The sequence below is a fragment of the Streptomyces sp. NBC_00335 genome (assembly GCF_036127095.1).
Taxonomy (GTDB): Bacteria; Actinomycetota; Actinomycetes; order Streptomycetales; family Streptomycetaceae; genus Streptomyces.
Window position 1 is genome coordinate 178,095 of sequence record NZ_CP108006.1, and the last position, 21,711, is coordinate 199,805.

General features: G+C 69.0%; 26 protein-coding genes and 1 pseudogene. 12 read left to right on the plus strand and 15 right to left on the minus strand.

Features of this window, described 5'->3' with window-relative positions; translation table 11 throughout:
• Positions 1-75 precede the first annotated feature (75 nt).
• The 6 genes from OHA37_RS00840 to OHA37_RS00865 all read left to right on the plus strand — a co-directional run bounded on the left by OHA37_RS00840 (position 76) and on the right by OHA37_RS00865 (position 7,403).
• Complete coding sequence (locus OHA37_RS00840) at positions 76-1,503, plus strand: GH1 family beta-glucosidase (protein WP_266901367.1); 1,428 nt, start codon at positions 76-78, stop codon at positions 1,501-1,503.
• Between the two features lie 324 nt (positions 1,504-1,827).
• Positions 1,828-2,931, plus strand: coding sequence for a tyrosine-type recombinase/integrase (locus tag OHA37_RS00845; RefSeq protein WP_266901370.1), 1,104 nt, complete (start codon positions 1,828-1,830; stop codon positions 2,929-2,931).
• A 19-nt stretch (positions 2,932-2,950) separates the two neighbouring features.
• Positions 2,951-3,301 carry a helix-turn-helix domain-containing protein gene (locus OHA37_RS00850; protein ID WP_266901372.1) on the plus strand — a complete coding sequence of 117 codons (351 nt, stop codon included), beginning with the start codon at positions 2,951-2,953 and terminating at the stop codon, positions 3,299-3,301.
• A complete protein-coding gene (locus OHA37_RS00855; protein ID WP_266901374.1) occupies positions 3,298-5,778 on the plus strand; it encodes an LIM domain-containing protein in 2,481 nt (826 codons plus the stop codon). The genes OHA37_RS00850 and OHA37_RS00855 overlap by 4 nt, the downstream gene beginning before the upstream one ends.
• A 211-nt stretch (positions 5,779-5,989) precedes the next feature.
• The gene (locus tag OHA37_RS00860; RefSeq protein ID WP_266901376.1) at positions 5,990-6,460 is read left to right on the plus strand and encodes a GNAT family N-acetyltransferase; all 471 of its coding nucleotides are present in this window, start codon (positions 5,990-5,992) and stop codon (positions 6,458-6,460) included.
• A 208-nt stretch (positions 6,461-6,668) separates the two neighbouring features.
• Positions 6,669-7,403 (plus strand): carbonic anhydrase, encoded by a 735-nt coding sequence (locus OHA37_RS00865; RefSeq protein WP_266901378.1) that lies wholly within the window; start codon positions 6,669-6,671, stop codon positions 7,401-7,403.
• A gap of 65 nt (positions 7,404-7,468) precedes the next feature.
• Here OHA37_RS00865 and OHA37_RS00870 read toward each other — a convergent pair whose 3' ends face one another.
• Complete coding sequence (locus OHA37_RS00870) at positions 7,469-7,690, minus strand: hypothetical protein (RefSeq protein WP_266901380.1); 222 nt, start codon at positions 7,688-7,690, stop codon at positions 7,469-7,471.
• Between OHA37_RS00870 and OHA37_RS00875 the strand changes: the two genes are divergently transcribed.
• Genes OHA37_RS00875 through OHA37_RS00885 form a run of 3 tightly spaced genes read left to right on the plus strand, consistent with a single transcriptional unit; the run spans position 7,689 to position 8,508 of the window.
• Positions 7,689-8,156, plus strand: coding sequence for an ATP-binding protein (locus OHA37_RS00875; RefSeq protein ID WP_266901382.1), 468 nt, complete (start codon positions 7,689-7,691; stop codon positions 8,154-8,156). The two genes, OHA37_RS00870 and OHA37_RS00875, sit on opposite strands and share 2 nt — an antisense overlap.
• The gene (locus OHA37_RS00880) at positions 8,153-8,353 is read left to right on the plus strand and encodes a hypothetical protein (protein ID WP_266901384.1); all 201 of its coding nucleotides are present in this window, start codon (positions 8,153-8,155) and stop codon (positions 8,351-8,353) included. The genes OHA37_RS00875 and OHA37_RS00880 overlap by 4 nt, the downstream gene beginning before the upstream one ends.
• The gene (locus OHA37_RS00885) at positions 8,350-8,508 is read left to right on the plus strand and encodes a DUF6126 family protein (RefSeq protein ID WP_266901386.1); all 159 of its coding nucleotides are present in this window, start codon (positions 8,350-8,352) and stop codon (positions 8,506-8,508) included. The genes OHA37_RS00880 and OHA37_RS00885 overlap by 4 nt, the downstream gene beginning before the upstream one ends.
• 107 nt (positions 8,509-8,615) lie before the next feature.
• On the opposite strand, the gene OHA37_RS00890 is transcribed toward OHA37_RS00885, so the two are convergent.
• The 12 genes from OHA37_RS00890 to OHA37_RS00945 form a co-directional block, all read right to left on the minus strand.
• On the minus strand, positions 8,616-8,951 hold the full coding sequence (locus tag OHA37_RS00890) for an ArsR/SmtB family transcription factor (RefSeq protein WP_266901388.1): 336 nt from the start codon (positions 8,949-8,951) through the stop codon (positions 8,616-8,618).
• A gap of 176 nt (positions 8,952-9,127) precedes the next feature.
• Positions 9,128-9,349, minus strand: a complete 222-nt coding sequence (locus OHA37_RS00895) for an alkylphosphonate utilization protein (RefSeq protein WP_266901390.1) — start codon at positions 9,347-9,349, stop codon at positions 9,128-9,130.
• A gap of 41 nt (positions 9,350-9,390) precedes the next feature.
• Positions 9,391-9,801, minus strand: coding sequence for an STAS domain-containing protein (locus OHA37_RS00900; protein WP_266901392.1), 411 nt, complete (start codon positions 9,799-9,801; stop codon positions 9,391-9,393).
• A 22-nt stretch (positions 9,802-9,823) separates the two neighbouring features.
• A complete protein-coding gene (locus OHA37_RS00905; protein WP_266901394.1) occupies positions 9,824-10,228 on the minus strand; it encodes an ATP-binding protein in 405 nt (134 codons plus the stop codon).
• Between the two features lie 17 nt (positions 10,229-10,245).
• Positions 10,246-10,668 carry a pyridoxamine 5'-phosphate oxidase family protein gene (locus tag OHA37_RS00910; RefSeq protein ID WP_266901396.1) on the minus strand — a complete coding sequence of 141 codons (423 nt, stop codon included), beginning with the start codon at positions 10,666-10,668 and terminating at the stop codon, positions 10,246-10,248.
• Positions 10,665-12,317, minus strand: a complete 1,653-nt coding sequence (locus OHA37_RS00915; protein ID WP_266912427.1) for a SulP family inorganic anion transporter — start codon at positions 12,315-12,317, stop codon at positions 10,665-10,667. Before OHA37_RS00915 ends, OHA37_RS00910 begins: the two co-directional genes overlap by 4 nt.
• Positions 12,318-12,391: 74 nt before the next feature.
• Entirely contained in the window at positions 12,392-12,733 is a 342-nt protein-coding gene (locus tag OHA37_RS00920) for an ArsR/SmtB family transcription factor (protein WP_266901398.1), read from the minus strand.
• A gap of 237 nt (positions 12,734-12,970) precedes the next feature.
• Positions 12,971-14,182, minus strand: a complete 1,212-nt coding sequence (locus OHA37_RS00925; RefSeq protein ID WP_266901400.1) for a pyridoxal phosphate-dependent aminotransferase — start codon at positions 14,180-14,182, stop codon at positions 12,971-12,973.
• Between the two features lie 564 nt (positions 14,183-14,746).
• Positions 14,747-15,868: a lipid II:glycine glycyltransferase FemX gene (locus tag OHA37_RS00930; RefSeq protein ID WP_266901402.1), complete on the minus strand. Its 1,122-nt coding sequence runs from the start codon at positions 15,866-15,868 to the stop codon at positions 14,747-14,749.
• A 30-nt stretch (positions 15,869-15,898) separates the two neighbouring features.
• On the minus strand, positions 15,899-16,162 hold the full coding sequence (locus OHA37_RS00935; protein WP_266901404.1) for a hypothetical protein: 264 nt from the start codon (positions 16,160-16,162) through the stop codon (positions 15,899-15,901).
• A 45-nt stretch (positions 16,163-16,207) separates the two neighbouring features.
• On the minus strand, positions 16,208-16,792 hold the full coding sequence (locus tag OHA37_RS00940; protein WP_266901406.1) for a DinB family protein: 585 nt from the start codon (positions 16,790-16,792) through the stop codon (positions 16,208-16,210).
• A 176-nt stretch (positions 16,793-16,968) separates the two neighbouring features.
• A complete protein-coding gene (locus OHA37_RS00945) occupies positions 16,969-18,285 on the minus strand; it encodes an MFS transporter (RefSeq protein ID WP_266901408.1) in 1,317 nt (438 codons plus the stop codon).
• An 89-nt stretch (positions 18,286-18,374) separates the two neighbouring features.
• On the opposite strand from OHA37_RS00945, the gene OHA37_RS00950 reads away from it, so the two are divergent.
• Positions 18,375-19,352, plus strand: a complete 978-nt coding sequence (locus OHA37_RS00950; protein WP_266901410.1) for a winged helix-turn-helix domain-containing protein — start codon at positions 18,375-18,377, stop codon at positions 19,350-19,352.
• Positions 19,353-19,361: 9 nt separating this feature from the next.
• Here OHA37_RS00950 and OHA37_RS00955 read toward each other — a convergent pair.
• A pseudogene (locus OHA37_RS00955) lies at positions 19,362-19,652 on the minus strand (transposase); the annotation flags it as partial.
• Between the two features lie 57 nt (positions 19,653-19,709).
• Here OHA37_RS00955 and OHA37_RS00960 point away from each other — a divergent pair.
• Both OHA37_RS00960 and OHA37_RS00965 read left to right on the plus strand, forming a co-directional pair.
• Entirely contained in the window at positions 19,710-20,498 is a 789-nt protein-coding gene (locus tag OHA37_RS00960; protein WP_266901412.1) for a hypothetical protein, read from the plus strand.
• A gap of 185 nt (positions 20,499-20,683) precedes the next feature.
• Positions 20,684-21,010: a hypothetical protein gene (locus OHA37_RS00965; protein WP_266901414.1), complete on the plus strand. Its 327-nt coding sequence runs from the start codon at positions 20,684-20,686 to the stop codon at positions 21,008-21,010.
• Positions 21,011-21,049: 39 nt separating this feature from the next.
• On the opposite strand, the gene OHA37_RS00970 is transcribed toward OHA37_RS00965, so the two are convergent.
• Positions 21,050-21,529 (minus strand): DUF3515 family protein, encoded by a 480-nt coding sequence (locus OHA37_RS00970; protein WP_266901416.1) that lies wholly within the window; start codon positions 21,527-21,529, stop codon positions 21,050-21,052.
• Positions 21,530-21,711: the final 182 nt, after the last annotated feature.

Consider the following 21,711-nt stretch of genomic DNA (forward strand, 5'->3'; position numbering starts at 1 on the left):
GCTCGCCCCCACCGGCCCCTTCTGATCGTCCCCCAATTCCTCCTAATTCCTCCTACTTCCTGGAGTGTCCGTCTCATGACCGCTGTCGATGCCCGCCCGGCGACCTCCACGGGCACCCGCCCCGAGACCGGGACGGGGCTCCGCTTCCCCACCGGATTCCGTTGGGGCACGGCCACCGCCGCCTACCAGATCGAGGGGGCCGCCGCCGAGAACGGCCGGACGCCCTCCATCTGGGACACCTTCAGCCGCACGCCCGGCAAGGTCCGCAACGGTGACACCGGTGACATCGCCGCCGACCACCTGCACCGGATGCCCGACGACGTGAAGCTGATGAAGGAGCTCGGCGTCACGGACTACCGCTTCTCCGTCTCCTGGCCCCGGGTCCAGCCGACGGGGCGGGGCCCGGCCGTGGAGCGCGGCCTGGACTTCTACCGCCGCCTGGTGGACGAGCTGCTGGCGAAGGGGATCAGGCCGGTGGCGACGCTCTACCACTGGGACCTCCCGCAGGAGCTGGAGGACGCGGGCGGCTGGCCGGAGCGGGACACCGCACACCGCTTCGCGGAGTACGCGGACCTGGTGGCCCGGGCACTGGGCGACCGGGTGACCACCTGGACGACGTTGAACGAGCCCTGGTGCGGGGCGTTCCTCGGGTACGGGAACGGGGTCCACGCGCCCGGACGCACCAGCAACCTCGCCGCCCTGCGTGCCGCCCACCACTTCAACCTGGCGCACGGCGGCGCGGCCCGCGTCCTGCGTGACCGCCTCCCGTCCAGCGCCGAGATCTCCCTGACCCTGAACCTCCACGCCCTGCGCCCGCTGACGGACACCGCTGCGGACCGGGACGCGGTGCGCCGGATCGACGCGGTGGCGAACCGGATCTTCGTGGACCCGGTCTTCCACGGGCGGCTGCCGCAGGACTTGGTGGAGGACACGGCGGGGGTGACGGACTGGTCGTTCGTCCGGGACGGCGATCTGGAGGTCACGTCCACCCCGATCGACTCACTGGGCATCAACTACTACTCCCCCAGCGTGGTTTCGGCGGGTTCCTCCGCCTCCCCCGCTCCCTGGGCGGGCGCCGAAGAGCATGTGGCGTTCACCCCGGCGGCGGGCCCGCGCACGGCGATGGACTGGCCGGTGGACGCGACCGGCCTGTACGAACTGCTGACCCGGTTGCGGGACGAACTCCCCCATCTTCCGCTCCTGGTGACGGAGAACGGGGCGGCGTACGACGACTACGCGGACCCGGAGGGGCAGGTCCACGACCCGGAGCGAGTCGCGTACCTGGACGCCCACCTGACGGCCGTGCACCGGGCGATCGAGGACGGCGTGGACGTGCGCGGCTACTTCCTGTGGAGCCTGCTGGACAACTTCGAGTGGTCGTACGGCTACAGCAAGCGCTTCGGCATCGTCCACGTGGACTTCGCGTCCCAGCGCCGGACGGTGAAGGACAGTGCGCGGTGGTACGCGGAGGTGATCGCGCGGGGCGGACTGGCGCGGGGCTGAGGGGGCTCCCTCCCTGCCCCCGGCCCTGGGAACGTCCCGGGGCCGCCGGCCGTCCTGCCACATCGCCCGTCGCGACCAACGGAGGGCGCCCGTCGTGTCGGTTCACCGACCTGCTTGGATTCCGGCATGACGGATTGGTCGCAACTGAGCCATGCCTACGGCAAGCCTCGGGAGTTGCATCAGATGGGCGCGTTTACGCTGGCTACCTGATGGATGGACCCCCACGACCCTACTCGTAGAGCATCGCGAATCAGCCCCCTCACCTGCATATCTTGCTTGTCGATCCCTTCTGATGCATGATTTGCGCGTCAGAAGGGATAAGTCATGACGCGTCGGCCGGGGGTCGAGTTGGCCGGGTCGGCCAAGTTGGAGCTCGTCTCTGGCGTGATCCAGCTCCACCCTGAAGACGCGACGTGGGAGGCGATGCTGCGTGGCTGGCAGTCGCAGCAGCAGGCGCGCAATCTGAAGCCGCGCACGGTCAACCCGCGGATTCAGCTTGTCCGTATGTTCCAGGGGTTCACTAACGACTATCCCTGGAACTGGGCCCCCGCCCACATGGACGAGTGGTCGGCCGCCCTGACCACGGAGAAGCACCTCGCGCCGTCGACGGTCCGCGGCTATCAGGGCACTCTGCGGCTGTTCTCCGAGTACCTCATCGACCCCCGCTACGACTGGGCTGCCGCCTGCGAGGAGAGGTTCGGGACGTACCCGGTGGCGATCTGCCACGAGTGGAACACCATCCCCCACCTCCAGGATTACGAAGGTGACCCGGAGGCCCGCCCGTTCACCCGCGAGGAGCTCCAACGCTTCCTTGACTACGCCGACGACCAGGTGGAGCGAGCGATCAGGAGCGGCCGCAAGGGCGCGCTCGCGGCCTACCGGGATGCCACCTTGTTCAAGGTCATCTACGGGTGGGGGCTGCGCCGCACGGAGACATCGAAGCTCGACCTGGTCGACTTCGGGAGGAACCCCAAGGCGCCCCAGTTCGGCCGGTACGGGACGCTAAACGTCCGCTACGGCAAGGCCAAGAAGGGACAACCTCCGCGCCGGCGTAACGTGCTGTCCCTCATGGACTGGGCCGTCGAGGCGGTCGACGACTACGTCGCGAACGTGCGGCCTCGCTTCGGGTTCCCGGACCATCCCGCACTGTGGATCACCGAACGCGGTGGTCGGCTGCGGCCCGGCTCGATCAACGACCGGTTCGTAGAGTACCGCGACGCCCTGGGACTGCCGAAGGAACTCACGCCCCACTCGCTGCGGCATTCGTACGTCACGCACCTGACCGAGGACGGCGTGGACCGGTTCTTCATCCAGAAGCAGGTCGGCCACGAGTGCGATAGCTCCCTGGCCATCTACACGCACGTGAGCGACGACTTCATGAACACTTCCCTGCAGAATGCCCTGGCTCCGGCCTTCGCCGGGCTGTGACGAGGAGAGGGAATCCGCGATGACCGCCAAGCTCGACTACCAGTGGCACCTGCGCAAGGTCATGGCCGACCGTGGGATGTTCTCCACCACCGACCTCACCTCTCCTCTGGAGAAACGGGGGATCTCGCTCTCGTCCAGCCAGGTCTACCGCCTCGTTGTGGAACGACCGGAACGGCTGAGCCTGAAAATCCTCATGGCTTTGCTGGACATCCTGGACTGTCGGATGGAAGACCTCATCGAGCCCGTCCGCGCTGCGGGCGCCGGCACTCGGCCCGAGAAGAAGGCGGCTTCGGCGGGTGGCTCCGCACCGGAGCCAGGTCTGGGTGATCTGCGTCCGAAGCGGGCCCGCATCGCAGGAGTTGATCAATGAGCTCAGTTCTCCCGGCGGGATCGGCGGGGCCGTCGCACACGGAGGCGGTCGACCTCGATGCACTCAAGGTGCTGGTGGACCTGCTCTGCGACGTCGAGACATCCCTGAGTCGGGAGAAGGTTCGGGAGGTCACCGCCGAGGTGGTCCAGGGCTGTGCCCGGCAACGCACCATCGCCTTGGAACTGCTCGACAACCCGGAGGTGCTGCGCACCGGGCGCCCGCCGTGCGCGATCCGGGTCGGCATCTTGCTGATGGCCTTGAAGCGGGCCGGAGCCGAGCAGCTGGCCCGGCCGAGATGCCACGTGTGCGGGCGTGAGCTGATGAACTCGCTGGCCAAGCGCGCCCGCCTCTGGGGCCACAGTGCCTGCTTCAGGAAGCCAAAGAGCTGCACCGTGTGCGGGGAGATCCGCGATGCCCGACACCACGATCGGCAGGGACAGCCGTACTGCGAACGGTGTCCGCTCCCGCAGGACGACGACCCGACCGAGACACTCGTCAAAGTGCTGGCCGACCTGGAACCCGGCCTCAGCAGGGACCAGGTCCTGACGGCGCTTCGCCAAAGCGGACGCCTGGGATCTCTTCACCGCGCTGTCGCATGGGCCGTCGTCGACCGCCCGGACCTCCTCACCGGCCAGGGCGCGGAGGCACCGATGCCCGGAGTCCTGCGCTTCATCGACGCGCTCGTCCAAGCCGGCGCCGACCACGTAGTGATGCCCCCCTGCCCGGGATGCGGCAAGCAGCAGTCCCTCCACCAGCCTTTCAGCGGGCGACGTCTGTGTGATCCATGCGCACAAATGGCCCGTGCCACGCGATGCAGCCGCTGCGGGCTGATCAAGCCCAAGAACCGCCGCAACGAGGACGGGAGCGTCCTGTGCAAGTCCTGCTGGGCCAGCGACCCGCGGAACTTCGAGGTGTGTTCCCAGTGCGGCAACCGACGCCGCGTCGCCGGACGCAATGAGGCCGGAGCCATCTGCCAGAACTGCCGACCGCGGCCCGAGCACACCTGCTCCATCTGCGGCATCCGCCGCCAAGGCACCCTCTCCCAGGCGATCAACAAGCACGTGTGTGACCGCTGTAAGGGCTTCTGGGTCGTCTGCTCCGGGTGCGGCGCCGGCTCGGTGGTCCGGGGCGGTACTCGCGAGAGCCCGTTGTGCGCGCGGTGCGTGAACCCCGACCCGACGTTCTGGAAGCGGTGCCGTATCTGCAACACGACCTGGCAGCTCACCACCGCGCCCTGCACCCGGTGCAGCCTCGATGCCCGGCTCCGCAAGGTCTTCGCCTCCACTGACGGCCGCACCGCCCCCGAGCTGGACCGGCTGCGTGAGCACCTCGTCCAGGTCGACCACCCGAACTACGCGATCACCTGGCTGCGGAAGCCGAACGTCCAGACCGCCATCACGGCGCTGGTGCGCGAACACCCGGTCATCACGCATACCGCGCTCGACACGATGACGCAGACCAAGACGCTCGACCACCTCCGCTCCATGCTGGTCTCCGTCGGGGCTCTGGAGTTCCGCGACGAAGGCTTGATCCGGGTTGAGCGCGAAGTCGACGCGGCCGTCGCCGGGCACCAACTGGGCGAACACCAGCGAGCCTTGCGCGGCTTCGTCGACTGGCACTTGATGCGACGGCTGCGCGGGCGCCTGAAGGGCAAACCCGCCAGCGTGCAGCAGATCCAGAATGTCCGGGTCCTTCTCTCAGCGGCCGATGCCTTTCTGCACGGGCTGGCCGGCCGGGGGACATCGTTGCGCGGCTGCACGCAGGCCGAGGTGGAGAGCCACCTCAGCTCCGGGCGCGCGTACCCGGCACAGTGCGGTGCCTTCGTCCGATGGGCTGTACGACAGCGGTACACCGCAGCCGGCATCAAGGCCCCGGCGATCCGTTGGACGGGGCCGTCCGGTCCACACGACCAGGACGCCCGCTGGGCCGTCACCCGACAGCTGTTGCACGACGACAGCCTCCGCACGCCAGACCGCGTTGCCGGGCTCCTCGTGCTGCTCTACGCGCAGCACGTCAGTACCATTCATCGCCTCACTACCGATCGCGTTACCCGGGACGGCGACCGCGTACTGCTCAGCCTCGGCGACCGGCCCATCCGACTACCAGCACCGCTGGATGCCCTCATGTCGGACCTCGTGTCCGCGCGGGCCCCGAATGCGGTGCTCCGACACGAGAGCGACTGGCTCTTTCCGGGCCGCACAGCCGGCCAGCCGCTCCACCAGTCACAGATGCTGCGACGGCTCAACGCGATCGGCGTCAAGACCCGACAGGGCCGAAGCACCGCGTTGTTCGCGCTCGCCCAGCAGCTGCCCGCAGGCCAGCTGGCCAAGATGCTCGGCCTGCACGTCAGCGTAGCCGTCGCCTGGCAGCGGGCAAGCGGCGGGGACTGGATGACGTATGCCGCGGCCGTCGCCGCCCGCTCCGCCACCCGCACCCGGACGGCCACGGACAGCGCACCTGCCACCCGACCACTCTGACTCCACCAGGCCGACGACGGGAACCGTCTGCTCCCGCCGACGGCTGAACTCAGCTTGCAGGAAGGGAAACGAGACTGCCATGCCTTGATCCGAGCCGCTCTACTCCTCTCCTCAACTAGTGCCGCGCTACGTTTACCCTGTTGGTGATGTGCCGTGGCCCCTGATCAGGGGCGACACCTCTCTGGCGTCGGCGGTGTGGGAGGCTGGGCCGGTGACTGCGACCCTCCGTCCCCTGGACGCCCGACACTTCTCTGCCTGGCTCGAACGCTGTCGGGCCGAGTACGCCAAGGAGCTCGTTGCTCTGGGGCAGACGTCCGAGGACGCCTACCGGCAGGCGGACGAGACCATGGCGCACTCCTTTCCGTCCGGGACACCGACCCCGGATCACGCGGTCTTCGACGTGGTCGACGATGCCGGGGTAGCCGTCGGCTACCTCTGGATCGGACCGGACAGGAGTGACGACGCCGGTGCCTGGTGGGTCTGGGACATTGTGATCGACGCCGACAAGCGTGGTCTGGGCCTGGGCCGAATGGCCATGTTCCTCGGCGAGGAATACGCCCGGGCGCGGGGCGCTCACACTCTGGGTCTCAGCGTCGCCGGGTTCAACACCGTCGCACATGGCCTTTACGAGTCGCTCGGCTACGAGACGACCTCGGTGAAGATGCGCAAGAAACTCGACTGAGCCTCAGGCGAGGTTTGCCCTGCCGACGACGGCGCATAGACGTCGGTCGTCGGCGCGTGGCGGAGCAGATGGAGCGCAGGCATCTGACACCGAGGCGACAACCCGCGCCGACCTTGGTCGGGGCCTTTGCCCAAGACTTCTTCAAGGCCCGGCCAAGCTTGATGCGGCAGCCCGCGCACCGGCAGCGATGCGCCTAATTTGTCCCTGCATGACAGGTATTGCTGAACGTCCTGTGTTGCTGGGGCGGCGTCGGCTGGTGCGGGCCGGGCTGACGGGAGCGGTGGCGGTGGCCGCCGGGTTGGTGGCCGGCTGCCCCACGACCTCGACCGCGACCCGCGCCGACGGGAAGAGCTCTCGGCCCCGGACTCCCGAGTCGGCGCTGCGGGAGCTCGCGGCGGGCAATACCCGCTGGCGGACGTTCCACGAGAGGAATCCGGACCGGACGCGGGCGATGCGGCAGACATTGGTCACCGGGCAGCATCCCTTCGCCGTGGTCCTGGGGTGCGTGGATTCCCGCGTCCCTCCGGAGCTGGTCTTCGACCAGGGCCTGGGTGACCTTCTGACGGTGCGGTCGGCGGGCTCCATCCTTGATGAGGCTGTCCTGGCCAGCATCACCTACGGGGTTCTCGAGTTAGGCATCCCGCTCGTCGTCGTCCTGGGGCATCAGTCATGTGGGGCCGTCACTGCCGCCGTCCATGCCGCCCAGGCCGGGGAGCTGTTGCCCGGCCACATGCAGTACCTGGCCGACCAGATCCAACCGGCGATCGACCACACCCTTCAGGGGCAGCAACAGGTGGATTCGGCTATCACCGCGAACGTGCGGCTGGTCCGTTCCCGCCTGGCCGCCGAACCCACGCTGGCGCCCAAGGTCACGGCGGGCACGCTCGGCGTGGTCGGGGCGCGGTACGAACTGACCAGCCAGCGGGTCCACCCGATCCGCTGACCCCTGCCCATCGTGAACTTCTCGGCAGGCCCGCACCGGCTAGACTTGCAGAGTTATGCAATTTGCTAGTTCTGTATTCGATGGACGGGGGTCGTGGTGTGGCCGGGTTCGAGGAAGCGGCGCTGGAACGGGTCCGGGTGGCGCGGGCTCGTCTCGCGGCTGCGCGGGAGGCTGACGATGCCTTCGAGGAGGCGCAGGCTGCGGAGGAGCTGGAGGACGCGCTGCGCGTGGCCCACGATCACGGCGTGGCCACCGGCGGGGATGGCCGGTGAATCGGATGGCGTCATGTTCTCGTCCGAGGCCGCGGTAATGGCCGGGCACCCCAGCGGGCAGCCTGCGCGGACGCGCAGGCACGCATGGACGGTGCCGCTGGTGCCGGGCTCGGTGCGGGCCGCGCGCGAGCGTACGGAACGCTCCCTGGTCCTCTTCGGCCTGGGAAGCGCCTCCTCCCTGTTCGGGGCCGCGCTGCTCGTGGTCAGCGAGCTCGTCGCCAACGCCGTCCGCCACGCCCAGCAGTCCCCGGACGCCGAGGTCACCCTCGACGTCACCGACCACATGCTGGTGGTCGCCGTCGCAGACCTGGACCCGCGTCCCATAACCCTGGCCGACGCCGACCGGGCGGCCGGGCAGGGGCTGCGCACGGTGGCCGACCTGGCACACACCTTCGGCGGCGACGTCCGTATCGAGCCCGCCACCGGCGGGCGCGGCAAGACGGTCATCGTCCGCTTCATCCTGCCCGAGGGAACCCCATGAACAGCAGTGAGCCCCAGGCTGTCCAGCTCTACGAGATCACCTACCTCGGTGCCGTCCCCGATACCCGCACCGTAGAGGCGAGCGGGGTCGCAGCCGTCATCGAGCACGCCGGCGAGCACGGCATGAAGATCCTCGTCCGCCCGCACGCCCCAGCCCAGGATGAACCCGACACCCGGATAGGAGGGCAGCCGTCATGACGGACGACAAGCCCGCGCAGAGCAAGGCGGCGAAACAGGAACGGTGGCTGGCCAAGGGCGTCGCACTGCGCGCCTTCTTCTACATCTTCGGCACGCACCTGTTCGCCGGATTCGTGTATCTGCTGTTCTATCTCGGCCAGCACGCGCAGAAATGAGAAGCGGCCGTCTTCCGGTGTCAGAAGCGCAGGTGAACCCGCACTAACGGAAGACGGCCGCCGCATGTGGGGCGCGGCCCCGATGGGGCCTGCGCCGTGTGTGCTGCCTAGATGTGGCTGGTGGCGCGCAGGTCGGCCAGGAGTTCGGCCTGACCTTCCAGGACGCCGGAGAGGATGCCGCGGGCAACCCGCAGCAATTCGGCGATCTGGGGGTGGGTCAGCTGGTAGTACACGTTGGAGCCTTCGCGGCGGGTGACCACCAGGTTGGCCTTGCGCAGGACGGCCAGCTGCTGGGAGAGGCTTGCTGCCTCCACTCCGACCTCGGGCAGCATCTCGGCGACCGCGTGTTCGCGCTCGGCCAGGAGTTCCAGGACGCGGATGCGGACCGGATGCCCGAGCGTTTTGAAGAACTCCGCCTTGAGCTGGTACAGCGGTGTGCTCACCTGAGTACCCCTGCCTCGACTGCCCATCTCATCCACCCAGAACCATTCGCCGAAGGGGCATCCGATCGCCCCTCTCCACACCTTGCGACCTCCACAATTGCAGATCCCTGCAACTCCTGGGACCCGGTGGGCGGCCTTCGTGACGTTCGGACCCCTCAGAGCGGGTCCTTCGCCGGTCAGGCCTTCTTGAGGAACTCGGTCTTCAGGACCAGGCCCTTGACCTGCTTCGTGTTGCACTCGACCTCGCCCGGACGGGAGGTGAGGCGGATGTTCTTGACCAGGGTGCCGCGCTTGAGGGTCTCGGAGGTCCCCTTGACCTTGAGGTCCTTGATCAGGGTGACCGAGTCCCCGTCGGCGAGCTGGGTGCCGTTGGAGTCCTTGACGATGATGTCGCTCATGGCGTGGGTGTCCTTGCCGTTCTCGTAGCTGGTGCTGGTGTTCAGGTGAGGGCGGGTGCGGCCGGGTGATTCGAGTCCGGCCAGTCATCGGTACGCCACTGCTTGACCGCGTCCTGGGCCCCGTGGGCGGCCAGAGCTGCGGCGAGGTCGCAGTGGACGGCGACAGGCGGGCAGGTGGCATCCGGCACGAGAGAGCCATCTGCGGGTATCGCCGCGAGCTCCAAGCGTCGGCCGTTCTCGGCGAGGTGGCGTGCGGCCTGGGCGACGGCGATCTGCCCGCCGGCCGACCATCCCAGCAGTCCGGTCAGGTCGAGGATGACCGGGCCGGTGCCCCGCGCGAGCGCCCACCCGATGGCGCCGGTGAAACGGTCCACGGCGTCTGCGCCGAGATACCCGGCCAGGGACAGCACGCCCAGGTCCTCGCGGGTTGTGTACCGCCATTCGATCGTCATCGTCCGTTCCTCGGTTCGCTCGTCACAGGGGGAGGGTGATCCAGATGGCCTTGCCGCGCCCGTCCGCGTCCGGCCTCACAGCGGCGGTGCCGCCCAGCTCCATCGCCAGCTCGACCACCATGGCCAGGCCGCTGCCCGGGGCGGTAGCAAGCGCCCCGAACAGGGCGGGCTGGTAGGGGTGGCGGTCATGGACGGCGAACGCGAAGGCGCTGGGCCCGTGCGCATAGATGACGGTGATCATCGGCGAGGACACGGCGGCATGGCGGACGGCGTTGGTAACCAGCTCAGCCAGGATCAGCAGCGCCGGGCCCACGCTCGGATGCCGAAGGCCGACCCCGCACTCCATGAGGACCAGCTCGGTGGTCTCCCGGGCGATGCGGACGGCCGAGCCCATGGCGGGCACGTCCAGGACGTGCCGGTATGGCATCGTCTCGACCCGGACACTCACCGGCCCGCCCCCGTCACGGTGCGGGCGAGGCGGAACCCGGACACCTGCTGCGGGTGCAGGCGCAGCAGGGTGTCGTGCGGGCCGTGGGTCCAGCCGGACAGGGTGCGCCGGTAGTGGGCAGCCTCGTCCGGATCGGCGATGACGTCCGCCGGGCCGTGCGCGCTGACCGTCCAGCCCGTGCCGGCTGGGGTACGGATCTCATCGACCTGGTAGGTCAGCAGGGCCCGGCCGGGAACGGTGGCGGCCTGGACGGGGGCACGGACGATCAGGCGCCCGTACTCCATCACGTGCGCCGCGGGGCGCACGACGGCCAGCTCGCGCTGAACGTAGACGAGTCGGCCTTGGCTGGAGCCTTCGAGGAGCCACAGGGCCTCGGTACCGGAAACCTCGATCATGCGGCGGTCGGCGGGAACGGTCATCGTGCGGCCTTCCGGATGCGGAGCGGTCGGTGCTTGAGCGGCAGGAGGCCCGCCTGCTCCAGGTGCTTGCGGGCCCCGGCGATGGCTTCCGGGGTGGTGGCGTACTCACGTCCCTCCAGGCGCAGCAGGTCGAGAGCGCCCACCGCGTCCAGGGCTTGGCGCTGGCCGGGGCGGATACCGGAGGTGAGGACGGCGATACCGCGCCGGTTCAGCTTCTCCACTGCGTCCTTCAAGACGAGGGCGCCGGTGGCGTCCAGGGTCGTGACGCGGGACATGCGCAGGATCACCACCTTCACGTCGGCGACCTCGGAGAGTTCCAGGAGGAAGCGGTGGGCGCCGGCGAAGAAGAGGGGTCCGTCGATGCGGTAGGCGACGATGTGCTCCGCCAGCAGGGCGTGCTCCTCGTCGCTGTGCTCGCCAGGCAGATCCGGGCGGAAGTCGACCTGCTCCATCCGCGCCTGGCTCGCCACCGCCTTCAGGGCGAGGGCGCCCGCGACGACCAGGCCGATGATCACCGCGTAGACGAGGTCGAGGACCAGCGTGGCGGCGGCGGTCAGGACCAGTACGACGGCGTCCGAGCGCGTCGCCTTCGCCATCGCCCGCAACGAGCCGACCTCCACCATGTGGATCGCCGTGGCCAGCAGCACACCAGCGAGCGCGGCCAGCGGAATCTTCGAGACGAGCGGGGCCGCGGCGAACACGATCACCGCGAGCACGGCCGCGTGGGTGAGCGCGGCCAGGCGGGAGGAGGCGCCGGTACGGACGTTGACCGCGGTCCGCGCGATCGCGGCCGTCGCGGGGACGCCGCCGAACAGCGGGGCCGCCAGGTTCGCGATGCCCTGCCCGAACAGCTCCTTGTCCGGGTCGTGCTGCTGCCCCACCGTCATACCGTCCGCGACCGTCGCCGACAGCAGAGACTCCAGCGCGGCCAGAGCGGCCACCGCCACGGCCGGGGCGAGCAGCGAGCCGAGGGCGGACAGGTCGAGGAAGGCGAGGGAGGGTGCGGGCAGGCCGGAGGGCAGGTCCCCGATCGGGGCCGCCCCGTCCAGGTGGAAGACCTGCGCGATCACGGTCGCGGCGATCACCGCGACGATCGAGAACGGGATCGTCGGCTTCCACCGGGCCCCTGCCAGCATCACCGCCGCGACACCGGCCGAGAGACCGATCGCGGTCCAGTTCGGGAACGCCACGAACTCCACGAGCGCCCGCCACGCCACGAGCAAGACCTTCTCCCCCTCCGGCTTCTCGACGCCCAGCGCGTTGGGTATCTGCTGAAGTCCGATCACGCACGCGATGCCCAGGGTGAAGCCCTCCACCACCGGCGCCGGCACGTACCGCATGTACTGCCCGGCCCGCAGCAGGGCGAGGCCGATCAGCAGGACACCGGCCATCAGCCCGACGGTCAGCACCCCGCCCGGCCCGTACTGGGCGACGATCGGCACCAGCACCACGGTCATCGCCCCGGTCGGCCCCGACACCTGGAGGTTCGACCCGCCGAACAGCGCGGCGAGCGCGCCGGCGACCACGGCGGTGGCCAGTCCCGCCTCCGCGCCGAGTCCGGAGGAGACCCCGAAGCCAAGCGCGAGCGGCAGAGCGACGATCGCCACGGTCAGCCCGGCCAGGAGATCCCGGCGGGGAGTGCGGCCCATGACCGCGAAATCAGCCCGCGCTGGCAGCACCGAGCGGACCCGCCCGAGCACGGAAGTCAGGAAGGCGTTCACAGTCACGGCGCCGGGACCTCGGACTCCCGCAACTCCTCCAGCAGCTCGCTCTGCCCAGCCAGCACCTCGGTCAAAATGCGCCGAGCCGCCCGCATCAGCTGCGCGACATCCCCTCCCGCCAGCTCGTAGACCACGGTCGATCCGTCACGCACCGAAGTGACGATCCCCGACCGGCGCAGCACCGCGAGCTGCTGCGACAGCGCAGACGGCTCGACCTCGATCGCGGCCAGCAGCTCCCGCACCGGCATCGGACCGTCCTGCAACAGCTCCAGAACCCTTATCCGCACGGGGTGCCCGAGCATCCGGAAGAACTCGGCCTTGGCCTGATACAGCGGAACCGGCACGGTCTCGCACCCTTCTCACCACCCCGAGCGGGGCAAATGCCTGGTGCTGTGCCCGCGGCTACCTACGGACACAGCCATCACAGCATCTATGAAATTGCAGACTTCTGCAATTCACAGAAACGACGACCTCCCTCGGCTGGAGCCCGTAGCTTCCACTCAGGAGCCTCACCGCCACCCCGCCGTCGAGGCCTTCTCCACGATGGCCGCAAGCCCTCTGCCCGCTGGCGCACGACGCTTCTAGGGCTGGCCATAACCGTCGAGGAAGTTCCCGATCCGCGTCACGGCATCGGCCAGATCTGTGATGTTGGGCAGGGTCACGATCCGGAAGTGATCGGGCTCGGGCCAGTTGAAGCCCGTACCGTGCACGACCATGATCTTTTCCTCGCGCAGCAGGTCGAGGACCATCTGCCGGTCGTCCTTGATCTTGTAGACGGACGGGTCCAGCTTCGGGAACAGGTACAGCGCGCCCTTGGGCTTCACGCAGGTGATGCCGGGGATCTGCGTCAGCAGGTCGTACGCCGTGTCGCGCTGCTCCAGGATCCGCCCGCCGGGCAGCACCAGGTCGTTGATCGACTGCCGGCCGCCGAGCGCCGTGGCGATGGCGTGCTGGGAGGGCATGTTGGCGCAGAGCCGCATGTTCGCCAGGATCGTCAGGCCCTCGATGTAGGACGAGGCGTGCTTCTTGGGCCCGCACACCGCCATCCATCCGGACCGGTAGCCGGCGACGCGGTAGTTCTTGGAGAGCCCGTTGAAGGTGAGCGTCAGCAGGTCCGGCGCGATGGCGGCCGTGTTGGTGTGCGTGGCGCCGTCGTAGAGGATCCGGTCGTAGATCTCGTCCGAGCAGACGATCAGGTTGTGGCGGCGCGCGATGTCCGTGAGCCCGCGCAGCATCTCGTCGTCGTAGACGGCGCCGGTCGGGTTGTTCGGGTTGATGATCACGATCGCGCGGGTGCGGTCGGTGACCTTGCGCTCGATGTCGGCGAGGTCCGGCATCCAGTCGGACTGCTCGTCGCAGCGGTAGTGCACGGCGGTGCCGCCGGCCAGGCTGACGGAGGCGGTCCACAGCGGGTAGTCCGGCGCCGGGACGAGCACCTCGTCGCCGTCGTCGAGCAGCGCCTGCATGGACATCTGGATCAGCTCGGAGACCCCGTTGCCGATGTAGATGTCCTCGACGTCCAGGTCGATGCCCTTGGTCTGGTAGTGCTGCATGACCGCGCGGCGCGCGGAGAGCAGCCCCTTCGCGTCTCCGTAGCCGTGGGCGGTGCCCAGGTTGCGGAGCATGTCCTCAAGGATCTCCGGCGGGCACTCGAAGCCGAAGGCCGCGGGGTTGCCGGTGTTGAGCTTGAGGATGCGATGACCTGCTGCTTCGAGCCGCACGGCTTCTTCGAGCACGGGGCCGCGGATCTCGTAGCAGACATTGGCGAGTTTCGTTGACTGGATCACCTGCATGACGGGAGCTTACGGCTCCACCCTCGGCTACCCACGGGCGCTGCATCTATGAAATTGCAAACTTTCGCAATTCGCGGATTCTGCGGTCCGCTGCCCCGATTCGGGCTGTACCGTTCCGGGCAGGGCCTCGCCGCAACCCCCGTCGGCGAGGCCCTCTGTAAAGCTCGCGAGCAGTTCCCACCCGGGAGCCTCCGCGAAGAGGCTTCCCGCGTTCACCCTCGACCCTCACAGCGTCGGCTCGGCGATCCGCAGCAAACCGCGACTGCTGCTGAGCCCATCGGCCTCGACCTACCAACGCGGCCAGCGGCCCCAGCCGGGACAGATCCGACAGGGCGGCCGCTCGACTCCCCCGACCCACTCACCTGATCGCGAAAACCACTGCGCCGGCCTGCTCCTCAGGGCATCCGAGACCTGCGCTTCCTCCGAGGACTCGCGTAGTGCGGGGCCGACTGTCCCCAGGGCGCCAGTGGGGCCGAGCAGGACGGACACGCCAGCCGACCGTCCCTAAGCTGCCGGCCCGCGACCGGATCCGTGTCCGAGATTAGGACGTGGGCGCGCCTCAACTCAGCGGCGAGACATGTAAAGGTCGAGAGCCTTGTGAAGGAGTTTGTTGAGCGGAAAGTCCCACTCGCCGAGGTATTCGGCAGCCTGGCCGCCGGTGCCGACCTTGAAGCGGAGCAGGCCGAGCAGGTGGTCGGACTCCTCCAGGGTGTCGGTGATGCCGCGCAGGTCGTAGACGCTCGCGCCCAGTTCGTGGGCGTCGGACATCATCCGCCACTGGATGGCGTTGTTCGGCTGGACTTCACGCTTGCGGCTGGTGGAGGCCCCGTAGGAGTACCAGACGTGCTCACCAACGGTCAGCATCGTGGCCGCGGCCAGCACCTCGCCCTCGTGATGGGCGAGATACAGGCGCATCCGGTCCGCGTCCTCCGCCCGGAGTACGGTCCACATCCGCTGAAAGTAAGCCAGCGGCCTGGGGATGAACCGGTCGCGTTCCGCGGTCTCCTTGTAGATCTCGTAGAAGGCGGGCAGATCCTCGTAGCCGCCCTGGACGACCTTGACACCAGCCTTCTCTGCCTTCTTGACGTTGCGGCGCCACTGCTGGTTGAACCCGCGCTGGACCTCGTCCAACGACCGCCCAGCGAGCGGGACCTGGAATACGTAGCGCGGCTGCCCCGCGCTGAACCCGTCTTCATCACCCACCTCGCCCTGCTGCCATCCCAAACGGCGCAGCCGATCGGCGACATCGAAAGCCCGCGGCTCGCACGAGCTGGCCTCAACATCGCGCAGCCGTCCTGCCCGCGGGTCTGCGATGGCGTCCTTGACCGTTCCCGCATCCCAGCGGCGCACGATCACGGGCGGACCCATCTTCACCGAGAACGCGCCGCGGTTCTTCAGATAGGCCAGCATCGGCTCGAGCCACCGCTCAAGATCCGGGGCGTACCAGTCGATGACCGGACCTTCGGGAAGGTAGGCGAGGTACCGCTTGAGCTTCGGCAACGGCCGGAACAGCACGAGCGCCACCCCGACGATCTGGCCGGCCTCATCAATCCATCCGAGACTCTCCGCCCGCCAGTCCGGCTTCACATCCCCCCACGAGGGCACCTGCATGTGACTCACGGAAGGCCGGTCGTTGATGAAGGCCAGATGCTCGTCACGGCTGATCGCTCGCAAGCGGAAGGTCATGCGCAGTGCTCCTCTGTTCGAGGCGTCAGCCTACTTCGCAGACTCCACCCCCACCGCGCCGCAAATCCACCCACAGCGGTGTCGACCGAGGCGTTTGCCGGACTCGATGCCTGGCTGCGCGATGCGCGCGACGAGCCCGCGCTCGCGCAGCCAGGCCAGGCGTTCGGCGGAGAAGTGCGTCTTGTCCGCGCGGAGTTTGACGGTCGGCGCCGCCGTGGTCCCCCGGCGGGACTGGACGGCGGGTACGCCGCGGATGAGCGGCTTGAGGGCGAGGCTGTCGTGTACAGCACCCACGACCGGCATCATGCCGCAGGAATATCAAGTCACGTGAGACAACCTCTAAGCCTTGATTGGTGCGGCCGACCTGGCGGCCTGCTCGATCTTCGCGCGGTAGGCCGCACGGGCTTCCTGGTCGATCTGCTTCTCGTGTTCGGGGCGCATCCCGGTCCGGCCGTCGAGGCCCTCGCGCAGGATGTCGGCGTGCCCGGCATGCCGGTTGGACTCGCCGAGGACATGGACCATGACGGCGAACAGGTTCGTGTCGGTATAAGGCTCCGGCCACCACGGCACGTGGCCGGGGGCGTCGAGGGGAAGCGTGTTGATCGTCGCGTCCGAGTGTTCCCACGTGCGCCGGTAGAACCCGATGATCTGATCGCGGGTCTCGTCCTCGGTCGCCCACTGATCGCTGCCGTCGGAGTCCTGCCACCGGGACAGCGGTTCCGGGGAAGGGCGGTCGAAGACCTCGCCGAAGTACCTGGCCTCGACGTTGGCCACGTGTTTGACGAGGCCGAGGAGGTTGGTCCCGGTCGCTGTCAAAGGCCGGCGGGCGTCGTATTCGGACAAGCCGTCGAGTTTCCAGAGCAGCGCCTCGCGGTCCCGCCGCAGTCTCCCGTGCAGGTTGTCCTTCGCGAATTCATCGATCATGCGGCATGAACCTTCCATGAGCTGTTCGTGGTCTCAAGATCCCGTACGTGGTCCTCCACGGCCGGCAGAGCCGAGGCTTGGGACTCCTTACGCAATGAGCCATCGGGAATGATTGTCTCTCAGAGAGACGTGGGGGTGGGGCGCGTGAGGTTCGCGGCCGACCCGACCTGCGACGGTTACTGGGCAGGAGAACTACACGCATGCTGTTCGGTGCCGTTCTCTGATCCCGTTGAGTAGTTCGGGGCGGGGACCGGGGATGTGGGCGGGTGCCAGGTGAGAATCCAGCCGGCGGTAAGCGCCGCCGCGCCGCCTGCCAGGGCGATGGCGCCGCCTGTTCCGATGCCGGCGGCCACCGAGCCGAAGCAGGCCGGCCCGACGCCCTGCAGCGTCATGCCGCCGGAGCCGAGCAGGCCGAAGGCCTGACCCTGGCCGTCCTGGGGCAGGGCGTCCAGGAACGGCCGTTGCAGGCCGAGACCGTAGGCGAATCCGAAGCCGCAGAGCAGCAGCAGACAGGACGAGACGCCCACTCCGGGCTCGGCGGCGAAGCCGACCAGCGGCAGTCCCATCAGCGCAATCAACGGGACCACCAGTCGCTCCCGGGTGGGTGGCCGTAGCAGTCGCCCCACCAGCAGGTCGCCGACAAGCATGCCGACCGGCAGACAGCCCATCAGCACCGCGTACCAGCCGGGCGCGAAGTGGCGTCCTCCGGCGTAGGCGACGATCAGGCCTTCCGCGCCCGCTACGAACGCGGGCGGTAGCCACTGGGCCAGCATCAGTCGTCGCACCGTGTGTCCGCGCAGCAGCAGGCCAGCACTGTGCAGGCTTGCCCGGACGGCCCCGCCCTCGCCCCGAGCGCTGCCGGGTGTGCCGCCGAAGTCTCCCGGCTGCAGCCGGGGCAGCCGGAGGCGGACGGCGAGCGCGCAGCCGAGGTAGAGGGCGGCGCTCACCGCGAGCGCCCGGTGCGGGCCGAGTACCGCGACGACCGCACCTCCCAGCGCCAGACCGAACAATTGCGCGCCGGAGGAGGCGATGTTGTTCAGTGAACGGCCCAGTACATAGGCATCGCCCTCCAGGCACTGCGCGACCAGCCGACTCGACGCGCCGCTGAACACCGGTGTGGCGAGCGCGACCAGCGCCATGACACCGAGGCTTACCGCGATAGGCATCCGAACCAGGGCGAGCAGTAGGGCGGCGGCGCACGTCAAGGCGTAGCCGCCGGTGATGAGCGTGCGGGGCGGCAGTCGGTCGGCCAGTGAGCCCAGCAGCAGCGAGCCGAACAACTGCGGGAGAAAGCCGATACCGAAGGCCAGTGCGCTCAACAGCGCGGAGCCGGTGGCCGCGAAGACCAGAACCGAGAACGTGGTGATCCGCATCGCGTCCGCGGTGATCGCGACGATGCGGGTTGAGAAGAGCAGCCGGAATCGCGGCTCGGCCAGCACCTCCCGGTAGGTGGCACGGTGGTTGACCTGCGCGGGTTCGGCGGTTGGGGTCATGACGCCCAGCCTCGCCGTGCGCCCACGCCACTCACCAATGATTCGTCGCTGGACGAATCGGAACAGACGTCCCGCGGTAGCCTGGCAGGGTGCTGCGCTTCGAAGTCTCCGTCGAGGACCTGCTGCGCAGCCGCTTCGCGCTGTCGCCCGCGCTGGACCTCTGCCTCCTGCTGCGCTCGCTCGCCGGCCAAGGCCGGCCGCTGCCGCGAGCCTGGGCCGCCCGGCTCATGCCGGCCTTTGAACGGCTTCGCCGTGAGACCGAACTGAACGCCGCCCTCGCGCTGCAGACCCCGCAAGGCGGACCGAACTTCGTCGCTCCGCCGCCGCGCGGCCTGAACCAGACCTGGGCTGACGACCTGGCCGTGATCCGGGCCACACCGCTGGAAGCGGCCCGCCACGAATTCGCTGCCACCGCGACCGGCCCGTCCGCCCGTGATCCCCGCGTACGCGCAGTGCTGGACTCGGCGGACGCCGTCTCCAGGATCGCCGAGGCGATGGACCAGGCGTGGCACGAGCTGCTCGCCGCGGACTGGCCGCAACTGCGCGCGATCTGTGAGCGCGATGTCGTGCACCGGGTGGGGGTGATCGGCGAACACGGATGGGCCGCGACCATCGAGAGCCTGCACCCGGGCGTCGCCTGGCGCGCCGGCGGTATCGAGATCGGCTTCTTCCGAGGCGGAACAGTCCGCCTCGCCGGCGACGGGCTCCTGCTGATCCCTTCGGTCTTCGTCGGGCATATCGCCGCCCACCTGGAAGACCCCTGGCCCAGGACCTTGGTCTATCCAGCCCGCGGCACCGCCGCCCTGTGGGGCGAACAGGAGACCGTCCCCCAACCGGACGCGCTGACTGCTCTGGTCGGCCGGGCTCGGGCCCGGCTGCTGTTGGCGCTGGACGCCCCGGCCAGTACCAGCCACCTCGCCCGAAGCCTCGCCATGGCACCCGGCGCGGTAGGAGACCACCTCGCCATCCTGAGAGGCGCGGGGCTGCTCGTCCGCGCCCGGTCCGGACGGTCGGTGCTCTACCGGCGCACCCCGCTCGGCGAGGCACTGGTCGCCGGTTCGGGCTGAGGGCTCAGATCAGCACTGCTTTTTGAGGCGCCGCCAGCAGATGATCGCGCAGCCGAGGGTGAGGAATGCCTGGTGGATGTCGGCGCGGATTTCCCAGCGGATACGCAGTCGGCGGAACCAGCGCAGAAGCGCGAAGGCCGCTTCGACGACCCAGCGGTTCTTGCCCAGGCCGCTTCCGTGCTCGGTGCCGCGCCGGGCGATGAGCGGGCGGATGCCCAGCTCACGGACCTGGCGGCGGTAGACGTTGTGGTCGTAACCGCGGTCGGCGTAGAGGACGTCGGGGCGCTGACAGCCCTTCCCGTTCCGCGGACCCTCATCACCGTAGTCCGCTGGAGACTGCGGGCAGCCTGAAGAACCATGTTCGAACTCGACAAGGGTGGCATCGTGCTGTCCGAGCTATTCGGAGAGTTCCAATACCCGACTGCACCATTATCCGCGGATGACGTACCGGCGCTGCTGGACCAGATCGCATCGGAGCCGAACCCCGAGCGCTGGAACGGTCTGTGGTCGGCGCTCTGCCATCAAGGCAGTGTCTACTCGGCCAGCTTCGCGGCCCTGCCCTGGCTGGCCGAGGTAGCCGGCGGCTCTGACCGAGAGGAGGCGGTCAGCGCCCTGAACCTGGCGGGCGCGATCTTGGCCGGCTCCGACCAGCCGCACGGGGCCGGCGACGTCCGCGCGCAGCACGCCGCGGTGGTCGAGACTCTGCTGGCGGCGGCGAACGAACGTCTCCGGACGTCGTCCGATCGGAACGAGTACGCCTACCTCCTCGAATCCATGCTGAGCTTCGAAGGCGTCATGAGCTGGGGCGAAGACCTGGCCCAGGGCCTCGTGAACGAGGAGTACGAGGTCACCTGCCCCGGCTGCCAAGCCGACGTGTTCATCGTCATCGGCGAGCGCGGACACTGCTCCACGATCGGCGACTACGCGCTGTCGGAGGACGACGTCGAGACGATACCCCTGCGCCCCGCCGACCCCGAAGCGATGGACGGCATCGGCCGACGGCTCCACGACATCGCCCTGGCCGACGGGCACCCGGAGGTCGCGGCGGCGATGACCCACGTCTTCGGCGATGCGACGTGCCCGGACTGCGAAGCGGGCTTCTCCGTAGCGGATCGGCTGAGCACCGACTGGTTCGCCACGCACTGAGCGCAGGTGTCGGCGGCAGCACTGGCTCAAGGTCGGGGCCGGGACTGAAGCTCACGGCGGGCGGTCGACCCAACGCTCTGCGGCCCCGCGCACGCGACGGCCCCCGTTCGACGCCGGCAGGCGTTCGCCGAAGCCTCCGTAGCGCGAGCTGTCGCGGGGCGTCGCTCGCGCCGTAGTCTCGGGCCGTGCACGAAAACGAGATCAAACTCAAGGCCATCGCCGCGCTCACCGCCCTGCGCGCGGATGTCGGCGAAGGCCTCGCCTCCGAGCTGCTCGCGGAAGTGACCCCCGGTCACTTCCTGGTGCCGGAGGGAGCCGCCCCCGAAGAGGTCGGTGGCGCCGTGCTCGATCAGCTTTCCGCGCCGTTGAGCGCTCTGGTCAACGGTTTCATCGCCGCCTTCGCGGCAGTCGCCTACGCGTACGACGAAACCGGCGCGGAGCCCGGTACCGACGCGATCCTGCAGGAACTCGCCCTTCGTCTCGCCCGGGAGGACGGTCAGCAGGCGCCTTGACCGGTAAGTGCCCCTCGGGTCCACACACCGGCGCACGTGTCAGGTCTCGCTGAGCCCGATGCATGGGGACTGCTGCGGGATGTCCCGTACGGCCTTGTCGATGACGACCAAGGCGTCCCCGGCGAGCAGATCTCCCTCGTTGAAGGCCAACTCCACCGAGGGGATCCGCCCGTAGGTGGTGACCACCCGCGGCCCTCCGCGCGTGGCTCGCTCCTCGTCGAGGACCCAGTCGGTGCCGTTGACGTTCATGCAGGTGTTGATCGTGGGTGCGAGAGGTGCGACACCGCAGCGCAGCACGATGGTGCCATCGCCCCAGCTCGCGGCACCGGCCCCCTTCACCGAGTCGCGCTCCTCCCCCAGCAGCTCGTCAGGGAGCTGTGCGAGGACCCGGCGGCACTGGGGATCACCGGCAAAGGGCCCCGGCTCCACGGATCGTGCACCGGTCAGGGCAAAGGTTCCGGCGGCCGCGAGCCCCAGCACTCCGAGACCCGTCAGGAGAGTCTTCTTCTTTCGATCCACTTCACTCTCCACACCGGCCGACCGACGGACCGTACGCGCCGCCGCGCCGCATCCAGAACAGCTATCCGATCATCCTACTCACGCGTTGGCGATCAGTTGGGGAGACCCGGGGCGAGCCGTGATTCCCGCCAACGCCACTGCCCGCGGTGCGACTTGGCGGTTGTGTGCCATGGCGGCGATCC